We start from the raw sequence: 13,918 nt of genomic DNA, 5'->3' as shown, positions 1-13,918 counted from the left end.
GCATGACCGATCAATCTACCATGACCTATGCGCGCTATCTGGCGCTCGATACATTGCTGGACGCGCAGCATCCCCGATCCGATCTGGACGACGAAATGTTGTTCATCATCATCCACCAGACCAAGGAGCTGTGGCTCAAGCAGATCATTCGCGAGATGCGCTTCGCCAAGCAGGAGATCAACGCGGACGCACTCGTTCCAGCCTATAAGGCGCTGGCGCGGATCAGCCGGATTCAGGCGGTGATGACGCTCAGCTGGGATGTGTTGTCGACGATGACGCCGAGCGATTATACGCGCTTTCGCCATGTTTTGGGTCCCAGTTCCGGCTTTCAGTCTGATCAGTTCCGGACTGTGGAATATATGCTTGGCCTCAAGGACAAGGGGTTTCTGAAATATCAGGAGGATCGTCCGGAGGCGCAGGCGGCGATGCAGGCTGCACTGGATCACCCGAGCATCTGGGACGACGCGATATCAGCGCTGGCGCGGGCCGGTTTTGATATTTCGCCGGACCTGCTGGACCGGGATTTCGCCAAGCCTCATCAACCATCCGAGCAGGTCGAGACGGCTTTTCTCGAGGTTTACCGCAATCCCGAACAATATTGGGAGCTGTATCAACTGGCCGAGAAGCTGGTCGATATTGACGATGCCATGGCGACCTGGCGGCACAAGCATGTGCTGACGGTCGAGCGGATCATCGGCGGGAAGATGGGCACTGGGGGAACGGCGGGCGTCTCTTACCTGCAAACAACCCTTGGCAAACGCGCTTTTCCTGAACTTTGGTCGTTGCGAACCCAATTATGAACTGGAAATACCTGTTTTCACAATCTCTCGCGTCCAATAGCGAGCGTCTGCATTTCGCCGCGCATAGCCATCATCTGTGGCCCGATGCCAGCCAGAAGGGGCAAATGGCTGCCTGGCAGGATGCTGCGACGCTGGCGGACCATAAATGGGAAAAAATCATGGGGCCGGTCTGGTCCGAGGCACAGCAGCATGTTGCAGATGAGCTTAATCTGCCAGACCCGGCGACAATATGTTTTGCGCCAAACACCCATGATTTTCTGGTGCCGCTGGTTTCCACCATCGCGGCGCATCCCGTGCGCGTGCTGGCGACCGAAGGCGAGTTTCACAGCTTTGGTCGGCAAATGGCCCGCTGGGTGGAGGCGGGGAAGGTGGTGCTGGAAACGGTCCCGCCAGCAGCCTTGCTCGAAACCGCGCGGGCTGCGCCGTTTGATCTGATTTATACCAGCCATGTTCTCTTCAATTCCGGCACCGTTGTGTCCGATCTGGATAAACTGGCGGACCTGGCCCATCCTCAAGGGCCGTGGGTGGTGATCGATGGCTATCATGGTTTCATGGCGATGGAGACTGATCTTTCAGCCATAGCGGACCGCGTGTTTTATGTGGCTGGCGGCTATAAATATGCGATGGCCGGAGAAGGCGTGTGCTTTCTCCATGCACCTCCCGGCTATGCTGAGCGGCCTGTGGTGACGGGATGGTATGCTGTGTTTGATGATCTTGCGCGATCACCCGGTGAGGTTGGCTATGCGCCCGATGGCCGGCGGTTTCTGGGCAGTACCTTCGATCCCTCCGGCCTCTACCGGTTCAATGCGGTGCAGAACATGCTGCGGGACGAGGGGCTGACAACAGCCGTGATTTCAGACCATGTTGCGAGTTTGCAAGAGCAGTTCCTCGCTGCGCAACCGCTTAAAGATTTTGTGTTGCTCAATCCGATAAATCAGCAGCCGCACGCGCGCTTTCTGGCCTTCAAGGGGGAGCGGGCAGCGATGCTCCACCGATCGCTGACCGAGCAAAATGTCACGACCGACGTTAGGGGCGACGTTCTGCGCATCGGCTTCGCGCTGTACCATGATCCTGAAGATGTAACGCGTTTGATAAGGATATTGGCTGAATTGGACTGAACGGCCCGCTGCTGATGGTGGATCCGCTCATTGGCAGCGATGCTCATTTTATGGAATCAGCCGCTCAACGATGCTGGTCGATGAGGATCGGATTGCCGTCCGGGTCGGTCAACATGATGCTGCCCGGACCTTCTTTGCCCTCCGCTTGACTGTCGAGCTCCACGCCCGCTGCCAGCAATGATTGCTGAATAGTGCGGACGTCGTCAAAATCATCCAGATTTTGGGCGTCCTGATCCCAGCCGGGATTGAACGTTAGCAGATTCTTGGGAAACATGCCCTCGAACAGACCGATCAGGGTCTCTCCATTTTTCAGGACGAGCCATTTCTGGTCCTCGTCACCGTGAAATTTTGCAAAGCCAAGCTGTTCGTAAAAGGCTTTGGAGCGGGCGATATCCTTGACTGTGAGGCTGATCGAAAAAGCGCCAAGTTTCATGATTTCTCTCCTTTGCGAAATGTTATTGGCGGGCGGGCAGAATTTTGGGGTTTTGCAATACGGCTGCCGACAGCAGCGCGATGATCAGACCCACCGGAAAAATCTCGAGAAAGGTCATCGGCATGCGAATGTAGATTTTGCCGTAATCAGACCGCATCTCTTCCAACGCCGCAATGTCCTCGGCCAGTTTTTCGGGAGCCAGGCCAGCTGTTCTTTTTGCCTCGATCGCGGCGTTCACATAGTTGTTGATAAAGTCGTGGCCGCTCGCCATCAAATAGAGTTCCCAAACAATCGTGTAGATAATCGCCGCCGTGACCGCGATAGCAAGCCCCATGGCAAAAGCGGGCAGAAACCGGATTACCCCGCCCAGTTCCTGATCGCGATAACGCTTGATGCCGATGAAGATCATCGACAATGCGACGAGCATGGTCAGATAGCCGAACAGTTCGGACGATAGAAAGCTGCCGCCGTCGCTGACCACCAGACCGAGGATCAATGTCACGATGGTGATGGTTCCGGAAAGCACCCCATAGGTTAAGGCAATTTTCTGCATAGTCGTACCTCCGCTTGTGCGGCGGTTATGGCACCCGTAGCCGTTATTGGAAATCACCCAGGTGGGTGATTGGGCCGGAATCACCCCGAAAGATCAGGGGATCAGATGCAAGCTCTTCGCGGCCTCAATCGCCCGCACGCGGCCGTTGACATCCAGTTTTGCATAGAGTTTGGCGATATGGGTTTTGACGGTATTCGGCGAAATGGCGAGCGTCCGGCCAATCTCCTTGTTCGACTGACCCTCTGCCAAAGCCTCCAGTACTTGCAGTTCACGCTCCGAAATCCCAAGCGATTTCAGGGCCGCGCGGTTCCGTTCAAAAGGGCCGCGCGGGTTTTGCAGGGTCAGCCGACGGCCGACCCAGAGACCAAGCGCGGCAAAGCCCAGAGCGATCAGCACGATGTAGATTTCAACCGAATAGGCTTTCGTAAAATATTTATATTCTAGCCATTCCAGCGCAAAGCTGGCGGCAGCCAAAGCGATGGCAGAAAGGATAACCGTCCGGGCCATCGCGCGCGGCATGATCAGGCTACACCGCAGGGTACGAGGCGGATACGGCCCCGCATCACGACCAGACCGGCGACCGCATCATCATTGCGCGTCGTCCAGCAGATATTTCTGCCAGAATAGCAGGCTCGCCCAGAACTGGTAGTCGGCATTGGCTTTCTTGCGGAAGCCATGGCCTTCGTTCTCTGCCAGCAGATGCCAGGCGGGGCGACCGCTTGCACGAACTGCGGCGACGATCTGATCGGCTTCACTGGCGGGAACGCGGGGATCATTGGCCCCAGTGACGACCATCAACGGTATGGCAATCTCGCTGGCGCGAACCAGCGGGCTGATCTCTTCCAGCTTGGCCCGCTGCTCAGGATTGCGCTCATCGCCATATTCGACGCGCCGAAGATCACGGCGATAGGCCTGCGTATTCTCCAGAAATGTGACGAAATTGGAAATACCCACCACTTCCAGTCCTGCCTGCAGCTGTTTGCCATAGCGGAGCATCGATGCCAGCGTCATATAGCCGCCATAGCTGCCCCCGGTGACGGCGATCCGCTTCCGGTCGATCATCCGGTCGCCGCGCAGGCGATCGAAAAAAGCGCCAATATCGAGCACGCTATTCTCGCGCAGCCACGGACCGTTGTCGAGCGCAACGAACCGTTTGCCGAAGCCAGTCGATCCGCGGACGTTGGGATAGAAGAGAGCGATCCCCAGCTCGTTGACGAGATAATTGTTGCGGCCGAGGAACCGCGGCTTCGCCTGGCCTTCCGGACCGCCGTGGATGCTGATGATCAGTGGCCGTTTCCCCTTATGCTTCGCAGGATCGGGGCGGTAGAGAAATCCTGACATTTTCTCGCCGTCAAAGCTGGTAATTTCAACCAGTTCCGGGGCGACATTGTCCGCAGCATCCAGCCCGCCGGTCTCGCTCTTTGTCCAGCGGGTGACCGCCAGCGTTTCCGGATTGATGCTATAGGCGTCGGTGCCGGTCCGGTTGCTGTTCAGCGTGATTCCGAGCTCGCCCCAGGGCGCAAATTTAATACCGCTGATCACTCCGGCAGGCAGCGCATCAATGCGGCGCACCGAACCGTTTTGTAGGTCGTAGAATTTGAGCACCGACCGACCGGCCTGATTGACTTCAAAGGCAATCCAGCGGCCATCTTTGCTGATATCAAAACCGGTGATATCCCAGATTTTCTCGTCGATTATCGGTTCGAATAGTGAGGTTTCCAGATTGAGAATGCCGAGCCGCTTGACGTCGCTGCCATCGTCCGAGGCCGCCCAGAGGCTGCCGTCGGGCGCAAATTTCAGCCCTTCGTAGGCGACCGGCTTGTTGCTGTCGGTCAGCTTGTGCGAAGTGCCCTGTTCGATATCGACCAGATAGAGCTGATTGTCGGACACCGAGACATAGTTGAACACCAGCAACTGCTTGTCATCCGGAGAAAAATCGATCGGGAACCAGCCGCCTCCGGTCGATGCGATCAGCATCTTGGCGCTGTCGGGGTTCGCCGGATTCATCAGATAGATGTCATTGTAAAGCCCGGTCCGCTTGTTCGATCCGAAGGCGACCAGCTTGCCGCTGCTCGACCACGGGCCCAAGCTGTTCCGGCTGCTGCCATCGGTGAGTATCCGTGGGCGACCATTGGTCAGCGCATAGATCTGGTCGACCTCGTTGCCGCCGCTATCCTTTTCAAAAAGCAGCGACGAACCGTCCGGTGCGTAGCGGGCCGAATAGACCGGCTCGCTGCCAAAGGTCAGCTGCTCCCGCTGGCCCATCGGGGTTGCGACGCGGTGCAGCTGATTGGTGTCCCCAAAGCGCGTGGAGACCAGCATCGCCCGGGTTTTCGGGTCCCAGTCGACAAAGCTGGCGGTACGATATTCCATATAGGGGCGAGTCCGCTCGACCATGTCCAGCGGCACGGCGGGGACCTGGTCGGCGACCAGTGCCGCCGGTTTGGGGGCAGCGTCCTCGGCCAGCGCTGGCGAAGGGCCGACGATCATCGCTGCTGCCATTGTCAGTCCGGCCCACCATTTGCGTATCATGCAATCGTCCCCTTGTTTCGATTGTGCGATGTTTATGGACGAAGCGGGAGAAAAGCAATTAGAGGGGAGCATGTTTTCTACCGATCATCCCTTTGTGCTGCTCGATGATGCGCGGGCCTGTGATGCCGCTCCGGCGCGGCTTTACCGCGATCCGGTGGGGGTGATCCGGGCCGACAGAGTGGAAGAATTGGAAGCATGTCTTGCGGCTCTGTCGCGGGCGCGATCGGCGGGGCAGCATGTGGCCGGCTATCTGGCCTATGAGGCGGGACTGGGGCTGGAAGAGCGGTTGCGGGGCAAAGTGCCGGGCGATTTGCCGACGCCGCTGGCTTGGTTTGGAATATTCAATGATTACAAAGAGTTAACGCAAGAAGAGGTGGCCGAAGCGCTGCCTGACCGCGATGGTGCCTGGCTGGGGCGTCTCCGGCCGCAGGTGTCGCGCGCAGACTATGATGCGGCGTTCAAAAAGGTACAAAATTATATCATTTCCGGCGATATTTATCAGGCCAATCTCACCTTTCGAGCAGAAATGGACTTTTCTGCTCACCCTCTGGCGCTTTATGCCGCGATCCGGGACCGGGCGCAGGCCGGTTATGGCGGCGTGGTTTTTGACGGGCAAAACTGGATGCTGTCCTTCTCGCCGGAACTGTTCTTCGCGCTGAAAGACGGCCGGATCACGGCCCGGCCGATGAAGGGGACGGCGGCGCGGCTCGCCGATCCGGAAGCAGACGCGGCGGTCCAGACAGAATTGCAGAGCGACCCCAAACAGCGCGCGGAAAATCTGATGATCGTCGACCTGCTGCGCAACGACCTGTCGCGGGTGGCCGAGCAGGGCAGCGTGAAGGTGCCGGAGCTGTTCCATGTCGAGAGCTATCCGACCATCCACCAGATGACCTCGACTGTGACCGCCGCGCTCCGGGACGGGCTCGATGCGGTCGATATCATCCGGCAGATTTTTCCCTGCGGCTCGATCACTGGCGCGCCGAAAATACGGGCGATGGAGATTATCGACGAACTGGAGCCGGATCCGCGCGGTATCTATTGCGGCTCGATCGGCCGGATCGACGCGCCGGACGACTTGGGCCGCTCCGACGCCGCCTTCAATGTCGCGATCCGCACCTTCTTCCTCCCCCCTAACAAAGAAACGCTTTTCATCGGCCTCGGCTCTGGCATAGTGGCGGACTCAAACGGGGATGATGAGTGGCGGGAGTGCCTCGCCAAGGGGAGATTTGCGAAGGTGGATGTCAACGCACAGGATGGCCATACGGTCGACCTGATCGAGACGATGGCTTTTGCCCCCGCCAGCGGCATCGGGCGGCTCGAGGCGCATCTGGAACGGATGAAGGCGAGCGCCCGCGCCCTGCAATATGAATTCGACCGGCACGCCGCGCGCAATGCGATTCAGGCGGTCACCTTTCACCAGGACAGCGCCGCGATGGTCCGGCTCCACCTCGGACAGTCCGGCGCACTGGCGATCGAGCTGAAGCCGCTGCCCCAGACGCCGGACGGTCCGGTTCGCTGCCAGCTGGTGCCGATGCAGGCCGAGCCGCAGGATTTCCGCCTGCACCACAAGACCAGCGACCGCCGCGTCTATCAGGTGGAGGGACTGGCGGGCGGCGTGCACCCGATCTTCGTCGATGGCGACGGCTTTGTCACCGAGGGCGCGATCTGGAATGTCTTTGTCGAGCGCGACGGCAAGCTTTTGACCCCGCCACTGGCGCGCGGCGTGCTGCCGGGCGTGTTGCGAGCGGAACTGCTGGCCAGCGGGCAGGCGGTCGAGGCGGATTTGCGCGCCGAGGATCTGGCGGACGGGTTTCTGCTGGGGAATAGTGTGCGGGGGTTGGTTGAGGCTATAATCCCCGATTGACTTTTGCTCGAAAATGTGTATATAAATACACATGGAGCGGAGCAGCAAGCAGATCATCCGGCGGCTCCGCAAGGAGGGCTATGAGCTGGTTCCGATCAAAGGCTCTCACCATGATATCGCAAGGATGATCGTACGATCATTGTCCCGCATCCCAAGAAAGACCTGCCCGTCGGGACGGCGCGCAGCATCGCGCGGATGGCAGGCTGGATTTGAAAGGCCGAACCCATGTTCTATTTTGCCGTCGTGCATAAGGATGAAGACAGCGCTTTCGGAATTTCCTTTCCGGATGTGCAGGGCTGCTTTTCCGCAGCCGACGAGGAAGGCGATATTATCGCCAATGCGATCGAGGCGCTCTCGCTCTATTTCGAGGATGAGGAGATGGTCCCCGCCAGCCCGATCAGCGAGATCCAGAAGCGCGCCGCCGACGATCTGAAGCAGGGGGCGTTTCTGGTCCAGATTCCCTATCTGCAGCGCACCGGCCGGACCGGCCGCTATAATGTCTCGCTCGACACCGGCATCGTCAAAATGATCGACAGCGCCGCCCGCACCCGCAAGATGACCCGCAGTGCTTTTCTGGAGAATGCAGCGTTGAAGGAAATTGGGGTAGGGTGAGTGCGCACCTAATTCGGTCAGCAGTGCCGTGTCAGCGTAATTCCCGCTCGGGCTAGTGGGTCCCGTCCAGCGTCAGGGTCTCGAAGTGCCAGCGTAGTTGCTTGGGCGTCGCGCCGTCGACGTCATTGACGCGGCGCAGCACGGCTTTGCCTTCGATTCGCAGCGGGCCCCCGTCCTTGCTTTCGCTGGTGATGGTGACGGGCGCGCTGTAATAGAGCGAGCCGGCGGCGCCTTCGATGGTGCCCTCGGGCAGCGAAACCGTGATGTTGGACATGTCCGCAAACAGGGCCGCAAAGTCGGCCTTGCTCCACTTTTTCTGGTCCGCCGGGCTGAGCATCGCCCAGGCCTGATCAAATTTTCCCAGCTCAATCGCTCGCCCGAAGGACAGCAACAGATTGCGCGCGCCTTTTTCGCCGCGTTCGGCCTCCGGGGTCAGCTCGGCGGGCGTCAGGTCGGAGGTGCGATCACTGGCGGCGGTGGCCGGGCCGGTGGAAGTGCCATCCGGTGAGGGCAGGGCGTTCGCGCTCGGCTCCGTTTCGGTCGATGGGTCGGCGGTCTGTTCGTCATTGGCAGGGCTCTGCGTCTGGCCACAGCCAGAGAGGATCACAGCGAGCGCCAGGGCGGCGGAAATGTTGCGGTGGGTCATATCTGCAGAACCCGCGACGGTCGCAAGAGTTCCGGTCGCGCGCGACCGGATGATTAGCGGTTGCGTCATCCTGCGGATTTGGCCAACGATCAGTCATGACCATTGCCGGCCACCGATTGACAAGACCAGCGCCGGGGCGACTGGTTATGGCGGGCGGCGCGGTTCTGCTGCTGCTCTATGGCGCGATCCTGCTGTTTGCGAACTATGATCCGGCGCTGATCGGCCAGCTTTGGTTTCTGCCGGGGATCGGCATGCTGGCGGCGGTGATTGCCAATACATCGGGCACCGGCGGCGGCGTGGTGTTTGTGCCGGTGTTCAATGCGCTGCGCGAACATGGGGTGATGACGCTCGATCCGTTGCGCGTCACTGCGGCGTCGATGGCGATCCAGAGCTTCGGCATGACCGTCGGCGGCCTGCGCTGGACCGACCGCCTGCTGCACCAGCCAGCCCCAGCGGTTTCCTCCGGGCAGGTGCCGGTGCGTCCGCGCGACTATGCGCTGGTTATCAGGGCGGTGCTCGCGCTGGCGCTGCCCGCGCTATGGGCGATGCAGCGGCTGACCGTGGTCGACGGGCATATGATCCTGCTCGGCTACAAGGGCTTTTCGATCTTTCTGGGACTGGCGCTGATCATCACCACCTGGACGATCAATCACAAGCGCCCGGAACGCGCTCGGCTGGAGCCGGTCGATATCGCGGTGCTGCTGCTGATCGCGGTGCCCGGCGGCGCGCTGACCGCGCTGTTTTCGGTCGGCATCGGCGAGCTGGTCGCGCTCTATCTGTTCATCCGCCACTATCCGGTGCTGCTGTGCACCGGCACCGCCTGCGTGATCTCCTCGGTCAGCGCGCTGGTCGGCAGCATCTGGCATATCGAGGCGGGCACGATGCCGTGGGAGATCGTGCTGCTGGCCGGACCGGGCGCGATATTCGGCGCCTTTCTGGCCCGCCCGATCGCGCTGTGGCTGGGCGCGAAAAGGCTGAAGACGCTGGACGGGACGTGGATTGTGCTGTCGGCGGTTTATCTGATTGTGTTGAATTGGGTTTATTAAACTACAATGCGTTGTAGTTTGCAGCGAGTCGCTATCTCTGAAGGGCCTTGTGCGCTAGGTTTGGAAGAAAATCGTACAGAATATTTGTTCCGACGAGGCCTTTGCTAGCTCATGCGTTTCGATGTTTTGCTCTATCCCAAACTGACAATAGATATGAGATAAAGGAAGTTTAAGGCAGTAGGCTAATTAGGGCGTCCTAAGGACGCCCTAATTAGCCTACTGGTGTAATGTTTAATGTCAAGCCCTAAATCAGGATCTTGACTCTTGTTGTAAAACCCTATATACTGTGTCCTTAGGACACAGTATATAGGGTTTTAGGGTTAAGTGGCAAATGTGTTGAGATCACGAAGCAGGAAGGTAAGCTTGTTTGGCGAGGCTGTTGCGCGTGCATTGGATGCACAAGAAAAGCCTTTACTCACCAATGGTGATCTTTATCGCGTGATGTGGCAAGTGTTTGAGCAAGGTGATGTAAAATATCTACGCGGCGATATGATGACGAAATCCGCCTTTCGCAGAACGCGCTACCAGCTATCCCGCGAAGGAATAATTCGAGAGGACAATGATTATCGCTCTTGTTGGCGTGTCATGACCAAAGCCGATGCTCCGGCAGAAGATATTATCTGTTCCGTCGACTCTTTTTGTTATGTCTCTCACATCTCCGCCATGCAGCAATATGGGTTAACCAATCGTCGGCCCAATGCATTGCATATGACACGTCCCACTGACACCATGCGAAGGTCATGGCTCAAAGCTGACGCAGAGGAGTTTTTCGGAGAGCCTTATAAAGAAAACTTTAAAGAAATTGAACAACCCAAAGCCGTTGTTCACCGTGAAAGGGTTAGAGGCCGCCCAGTTCAATTTACTGTTACCCGCAAATTTGGTGACCATCTCCCCATCAAAGGCAGGATTGCCAAAATTGCGACCATCGGGCAAACCTTTCTTGATATGCTTGATGAACCAGATGCCTGCGGCGGCATGGCTCATGTCCTAAAGATTTGGCCAAAGCATGGGAGAACCTACCTTGACGAAATAATGTCAATCGTTGACCGTAGTGACCGTCCTATACTTAAAGTGCGAGCGGGCTATATCCTAGATGAAGTTATGGGCGTGGGCGATGAGCGGATTGAGAAATGGTTGAAACTTGCTCAGCGTGGGTCATCGCGCGTACTTAATTCGGGGAAACCTTTTATGTCCGATCATTCCGAAAAATGGATGCTGTCCCTAAATGTGTGAATCGGTGACCCTCGAAAATACCATAACCGTTGAGATCAACGAATGGATAGACAAAGCTAAAGCGGACCCTAAAGCCTACATGGAACGCCAGGCCACAGAAGTTTTCCTGACTGCACTAGGAATGACCAAACCCTATGCGCACGAAATATATCTCAAAGGAGGTGTATTGATGGGGGTTGTTTATAACAGCCCTCGGCAAACAGGCGATATCGATTTTACTGCCATATCAGATCCTGATCCCAAAATAGCAGACGAAATTAGGGAAAAACTTAACGCTAGCTTTCCAAGAGCTGCGGCCGAACTAGGTTATCCTACACTTATGTGTGCAATCCAATCCTCGCGCTACTATCCGTCTGAAAAGATGTTTCCCAAGGCAACAGGGCCAGCCCTTAAACTTCATGTGGGTTATGCCCACCGTGGTAGTCCACAGGAAAAAGGATTTGAGAGAGGAAAAGCGACCGATATATTGGAAATCGATATTTCATTCCGAGAACCGGTCAACGCCATTCAGCTCGTGAGGATGGGAAAAGGTGGTGGGGAGGTTCATGCTTATTCCTTGAGTGACTTGATAGCTGAAAAGCTTCGCGCTTTGCTTCAGCAGGAAAAGCGGAATCGTAATAGACGGCAGGACATCTATGACGTTGACAGCCTTATCGGCACTTTTACGCTTAATGAACAGGAAAAAGAATCCCTTCTCAAGCTATTACGTATCAAGTGCAAAGCACGAGATATCGAGCCCGAAAGAAACTCCTTGGGCCGCGAAGAGATCCGCACACGAGCTCAAAAGGAATGGCAGACGATGAAGCTCGAAATCGGTGAGGTTCCAGATTTTGATGAATGTTTTGAACGTGTGAATGACTTTTACTATTCGTTGCCTTGGAGTCATTAGCCTTCAAACCAAGTCAAATACACTGGAAATGACGGTGACAACTCACCAAACATACCCAAGATTAATCTCCCCATCCTCTACAATCTGACGATCGATTATTTGACATAAAAGGGGGAACCGATAACAACGGCCAGAGTTTCTCACTGATGGCCGATCAAACACAAATAACCTCCCGAAAACTGGTCCAGCGCAAGGATAACAGATTCACCTGGCCTCTTGTCGACCTGCAAGACCCGACAGTTGCAGGACCAAAATCGTGATCCGCACCACCCAAAACGGCACCGAACTCCGGATCCCCCGCCTCGTCTATACCAGCGACGAGCAGCCGGGTATCTCGCGGGTCAGGCGGGGGCGGGGGTTTCAGTATCTGCTGCCGGACAAGAGCCATCTGAAGGACCGGGTGGAGCTGGCGCGGATCAGGAAGCTGGGGGTGCCGCCGGCCTATACCGATGTGTGGATCTGCGTGCAGGCCAATGGCCATATTCAGGCGACCGGCTTTGATGCCGCGACGCGCAAGCAATATCGCTATCATGACCAGTGGCGGGTCTTTCGCGACCAGCAGAAATTTGACCAGCTGGCGGAATTTGCCACCACCCTGCCGCGCATCCGGCGCAAGGTGAACGCGCTGCTCCATCCGGACCAGAAAGCCGATGTGCTGAGCAAGGAGGTGGCGATTGCGGCGCTGGTCCGCCTGATCGACCGCACCGCGATCCGGGTCGGCGGCAGTTCGAAGATGAGCAAGGGGGCGACGACGCTGGACAGGAAGAATGTTAGCTATGGTGAGGACCGGCTGAGCCTGCGCTATCGCGCCAAGGGCGGGAAAAAGGTGAGCTGCAGCCTGCGCGACAGCCGGCTGCAGAAGATCCTGGAGCAGATTGACGATCTGCCCGGCAAGCGCCTGTTCCAATATATCGGCAGCGACGGCGCGGTGCATCCGCTGGACAGCGGCGATGTCAACGACTGGCTGAAAGACGTGTCCGGCATGGACACGCTGAGCGCCAAGATGTTCCGCACCTGGCACGGCAGCGTCGCCGCGATGGATGCAATCGCGAGCGAGGAGACGCCGACGATCAAGCAGGCCTGCGAAGCGGCCGCCGCGACCCTGCGCAACACCCCGGCGATCTGCCGCAAGAGCTATGTGCATCCGGCGGTGTTTGATCTGATCGAGATGGAGGCGGCGGAGCGGATGGCGATGATCGACAGCGGGAGCGCCTCTATTAGCGGGCTGCGGGTGGGGGAGAACCGCTTTGCCGGGCTGATTGCGGACGGCGGCTGAGCGGGCTTTACAACGCGCTTTCGGGAGGCCTGACAGTCTTTTGCCAGACACAGAAAAGCCGGGCGAAATTGCTTTCGTCCGGCTTTCTTGTGTTCGTTTTGTATCGCTTGTCGGCGGTCCGTTCAGGCGCGGCCTTGCGTCCTAGTCATCGCCGTCGACTGTCTCCGGCAGATCATCGTGATCGGCGCTGGCATAATCTTCCAGCTCCTCTTCACTCATGCTGTCATACATGTCCTTCGACGCACCCTGCAGGTCGCTGACCCTGGTCTCGCCGCGCTTGGCGGACAGGGCCGCACCGGCGGCACGTTGCTGGGCTTTGGACTGGGCAGGCATGATTTGCTCCTGTGCTGGACGGGCGGCAGCGATGCTACCGGTCAGGGGTTACAGCGCGACCTTTGCATGGTCGCCCATTTCGTCGCCCTTCATCGTCATGCCGGTCATCATCTTGAACATGCCGACGACGCCGGGGTCGGCTTCCCAGACCTCTGCATCGTGCAGGTCCATGCGCAGCATCAGCAGGCTGGGGTCCTGCCGGCCCTGTTCATACCAGGCTTCAACGGCGTTGCTCCAGTGCTTGTCCTTGCGTTCTTCGCTGGTCTCTTCGCTCAGCGTGCCGGATATGCAGGCAAACATGTCGTGGCCCTTGGCGACAAATTGCATCATCGCGGGGCCGCCCTTGGCGAGGCGATTGTCGCGCGAGGTGTAGAACCAGATCGCGCTGTTGGCGTCCTTGTCGAGCTGCGCCCGCATCGGGATCGCATGGCGGTGGTCGCTTTCCAGCGCGATCATCACGAACGGGCTGTCGGCGAATGTTTCCCAGAATTCTTCACGGATTTCGTCGGCGTCGGGGGTTTGGGTCATATCTTTGTTGCTCATGGCGGGTTTCCTTTTTTATCTTCACACCATCAACGCACAG

Annotated in this window: 16 protein-coding genes; 9 read left to right on the top strand and 7 right to left on the bottom strand. The window is 57.9% G+C overall.

Annotated elements, in window-relative coordinates; all coding sequences use genetic code 11:
- The first annotated feature begins 2 nt into the window (after positions 1-2).
- Complete coding sequence (locus ACN0WW_RS07515; protein WP_417611007.1) at positions 3-800, top strand: tryptophan 2,3-dioxygenase; 798 nt, start codon at positions 3-5, stop codon at positions 798-800.
- Entirely contained in the window at positions 797-1,918 is a 1,122-nt protein-coding gene (locus ACN0WW_RS07510; RefSeq protein ID WP_417611005.1) for an aminotransferase class V-fold PLP-dependent enzyme, read from the top strand. The genes ACN0WW_RS07515 and ACN0WW_RS07510 overlap by 4 nt, the downstream gene beginning before the upstream one ends.
- 64 nt (positions 1,919-1,982) lie before the next feature.
- On the opposite strand, the gene ACN0WW_RS07505 is transcribed toward ACN0WW_RS07510, so the two are convergent.
- The 4 genes from ACN0WW_RS07505 to ACN0WW_RS07490 form a co-directional block, all read right to left on the bottom strand.
- Complete coding sequence (locus tag ACN0WW_RS07505; RefSeq protein ID WP_417611003.1) at positions 1,983-2,351, bottom strand: VOC family protein; 369 nt, start codon at positions 2,349-2,351, stop codon at positions 1,983-1,985.
- Between the two features lie 22 nt (positions 2,352-2,373).
- Positions 2,374-2,904 (bottom strand): DUF4199 domain-containing protein, encoded by a 531-nt coding sequence (locus ACN0WW_RS07500; protein WP_417611001.1) that lies wholly within the window; start codon positions 2,902-2,904, stop codon positions 2,374-2,376.
- A gap of 93 nt (positions 2,905-2,997) precedes the next feature.
- Complete coding sequence (locus ACN0WW_RS07495; RefSeq protein ID WP_417610999.1) at positions 2,998-3,423, bottom strand: response regulator transcription factor; 426 nt, start codon at positions 3,421-3,423, stop codon at positions 2,998-3,000.
- A 69-nt stretch (positions 3,424-3,492) separates the two neighbouring features.
- Complete coding sequence (locus ACN0WW_RS07490) at positions 3,493-5,436, bottom strand: S9 family peptidase (protein ID WP_417610997.1); 1,944 nt, start codon at positions 5,434-5,436, stop codon at positions 3,493-3,495.
- A gap of 70 nt (positions 5,437-5,506) precedes the next feature.
- Between ACN0WW_RS07490 and pabB the strand changes: the two genes are divergently transcribed.
- The 3 genes from pabB to ACN0WW_RS07475 all read left to right on the top strand — a co-directional run bounded on the left by pabB (position 5,507) and on the right by ACN0WW_RS07475 (position 7,912).
- The gene (gene pabB, locus ACN0WW_RS07485) at positions 5,507-7,300 is read left to right on the top strand and encodes an aminodeoxychorismate synthase component I (protein ID WP_417610995.1); all 1,794 of its coding nucleotides are present in this window, start codon (positions 5,507-5,509) and stop codon (positions 7,298-7,300) included.
- 135 nt (positions 7,301-7,435) lie between these two features.
- Positions 7,436-7,513 carry a hypothetical protein gene (locus ACN0WW_RS07480; RefSeq protein ID WP_417611121.1) on the top strand — a complete coding sequence of 26 codons (78 nt, stop codon included), beginning with the start codon at positions 7,436-7,438 and terminating at the stop codon, positions 7,511-7,513.
- A 12-nt stretch (positions 7,514-7,525) separates the two neighbouring features.
- Complete coding sequence (locus tag ACN0WW_RS07475) at positions 7,526-7,912, top strand: type II toxin-antitoxin system HicB family antitoxin (protein ID WP_417610993.1); 387 nt, start codon at positions 7,526-7,528, stop codon at positions 7,910-7,912.
- Between the two features lie 52 nt (positions 7,913-7,964).
- On the opposite strand, the gene ACN0WW_RS07470 is transcribed toward ACN0WW_RS07475, so the two are convergent.
- The gene (locus ACN0WW_RS07470) at positions 7,965-8,627 is read right to left on the bottom strand and encodes a hypothetical protein (protein WP_417610991.1); all 663 of its coding nucleotides are present in this window, start codon (positions 8,625-8,627) and stop codon (positions 7,965-7,967) included.
- A 77-nt stretch (positions 8,628-8,704) separates the two neighbouring features.
- Here ACN0WW_RS07470 and ACN0WW_RS07465 point away from each other — a divergent pair, with 77 nt between their 5' ends.
- The 4 genes from ACN0WW_RS07465 to ACN0WW_RS07450 all read left to right on the top strand — a co-directional run bounded on the left by ACN0WW_RS07465 (position 8,705) and on the right by ACN0WW_RS07450 (position 13,002).
- The gene (locus ACN0WW_RS07465; RefSeq protein WP_417610989.1) at positions 8,705-9,604 is read left to right on the top strand and encodes a sulfite exporter TauE/SafE family protein; all 900 of its coding nucleotides are present in this window, start codon (positions 8,705-8,707) and stop codon (positions 9,602-9,604) included.
- Between the two features lie 363 nt (positions 9,605-9,967).
- On the top strand, positions 9,968-10,837 hold the full coding sequence (locus ACN0WW_RS07460; protein ID WP_417610987.1) for a hypothetical protein: 870 nt from the start codon (positions 9,968-9,970) through the stop codon (positions 10,835-10,837).
- 4 nt (positions 10,838-10,841) lie between these two features.
- On the top strand, positions 10,842-11,726 hold the full coding sequence (locus ACN0WW_RS07455) for a nucleotidyl transferase AbiEii/AbiGii toxin family protein (protein ID WP_417610985.1): 885 nt from the start codon (positions 10,842-10,844) through the stop codon (positions 11,724-11,726).
- 256 nt (positions 11,727-11,982) lie between these two features.
- A complete protein-coding gene (locus ACN0WW_RS07450) occupies positions 11,983-13,002 on the top strand; it encodes a DNA topoisomerase IB (protein ID WP_417610983.1) in 1,020 nt (339 codons plus the stop codon).
- Positions 13,003-13,143: 141 nt separating this feature from the next.
- On the opposite strand, the gene ACN0WW_RS07445 is transcribed toward ACN0WW_RS07450, so the two are convergent.
- Both ACN0WW_RS07445 and ACN0WW_RS07440 read right to left on the bottom strand, forming a co-directional pair.
- Positions 13,144-13,335: a DUF3008 family protein gene (locus ACN0WW_RS07445; protein ID WP_417610981.1), complete on the bottom strand. Its 192-nt coding sequence runs from the start codon at positions 13,333-13,335 to the stop codon at positions 13,144-13,146.
- Positions 13,336-13,383: 48 nt separating this feature from the next.
- Positions 13,384-13,878 (bottom strand): pyridoxamine 5'-phosphate oxidase family protein, encoded by a 495-nt coding sequence (locus tag ACN0WW_RS07440; RefSeq protein WP_417610979.1) that lies wholly within the window; start codon positions 13,876-13,878, stop codon positions 13,384-13,386.
- Positions 13,879-13,918: the final 40 nt, after the last annotated feature.

The organism is Parasphingorhabdus sp., assembly GCF_048269865.1.
Taxonomy (GTDB): Bacteria; Pseudomonadota; Alphaproteobacteria; order Sphingomonadales; family Sphingomonadaceae; genus Parasphingorhabdus.
The sequence above is the reverse complement of the archived record's forward strand: the minus strand, read 5'-3'. Positions and strand labels throughout refer to the sequence as shown.

Bases quoted from the DNA above. Each gene is read 5' to 3' on its own strand.
- ACN0WW_RS07515 (WP_417611007.1), top strand. From the start codon at position 3: ATGACCGATCAATCTACCATGACCTATGCGCGCTATCTGGCGCTCGAT.
- ACN0WW_RS07510 (WP_417611005.1), top strand. From the start codon at position 797: ATGAACTGGAAATACCTGTTTTCACAATCTCTCGCGTCCAATAGCGAG.
- ACN0WW_RS07505 (WP_417611003.1), bottom strand. From the start codon at position 2,351: ATGAAACTTGGCGCTTTTTCGATCAGCCTCACAGTCAAGGATATCGCC.
- ACN0WW_RS07500 (WP_417611001.1), bottom strand. From the start codon at position 2,904: ATGCAGAAAATTGCCTTAACCTATGGGGTGCTTTCCGGAACCATCACC.
- ACN0WW_RS07495 (WP_417610999.1), bottom strand. From the start codon at position 3,423: ATGCCGCGCGCGATGGCCCGGACGGTTATCCTTTCTGCCATCGCTTTG.
- ACN0WW_RS07490 (WP_417610997.1), bottom strand. From the start codon at position 5,436: ATGATACGCAAATGGTGGGCCGGACTGACAATGGCAGCAGCGATGATC.
- pabB (WP_417610995.1), top strand. From the start codon at position 5,507: ATGTTTTCTACCGATCATCCCTTTGTGCTGCTCGATGATGCGCGGGCC.
- ACN0WW_RS07475 (WP_417610993.1), top strand. From the start codon at position 7,526: ATGTTCTATTTTGCCGTCGTGCATAAGGATGAAGACAGCGCTTTCGGA.
- ACN0WW_RS07470 (WP_417610991.1), bottom strand. From the start codon at position 8,627: ATGACGCAACCGCTAATCATCCGGTCGCGCGCGACCGGAACTCTTGCG.
- ACN0WW_RS07465 (WP_417610989.1), top strand. From the start codon at position 8,705: ATGGCGGGCGGCGCGGTTCTGCTGCTGCTCTATGGCGCGATCCTGCTG.
- ACN0WW_RS07445 (WP_417610981.1), bottom strand. From the start codon at position 13,335: ATGCCTGCCCAGTCCAAAGCCCAGCAACGTGCCGCCGGTGCGGCCCTG.
- ACN0WW_RS07440 (WP_417610979.1), bottom strand. From the start codon at position 13,878: ATGAGCAACAAAGATATGACCCAAACCCCCGACGCCGACGAAATCCGT.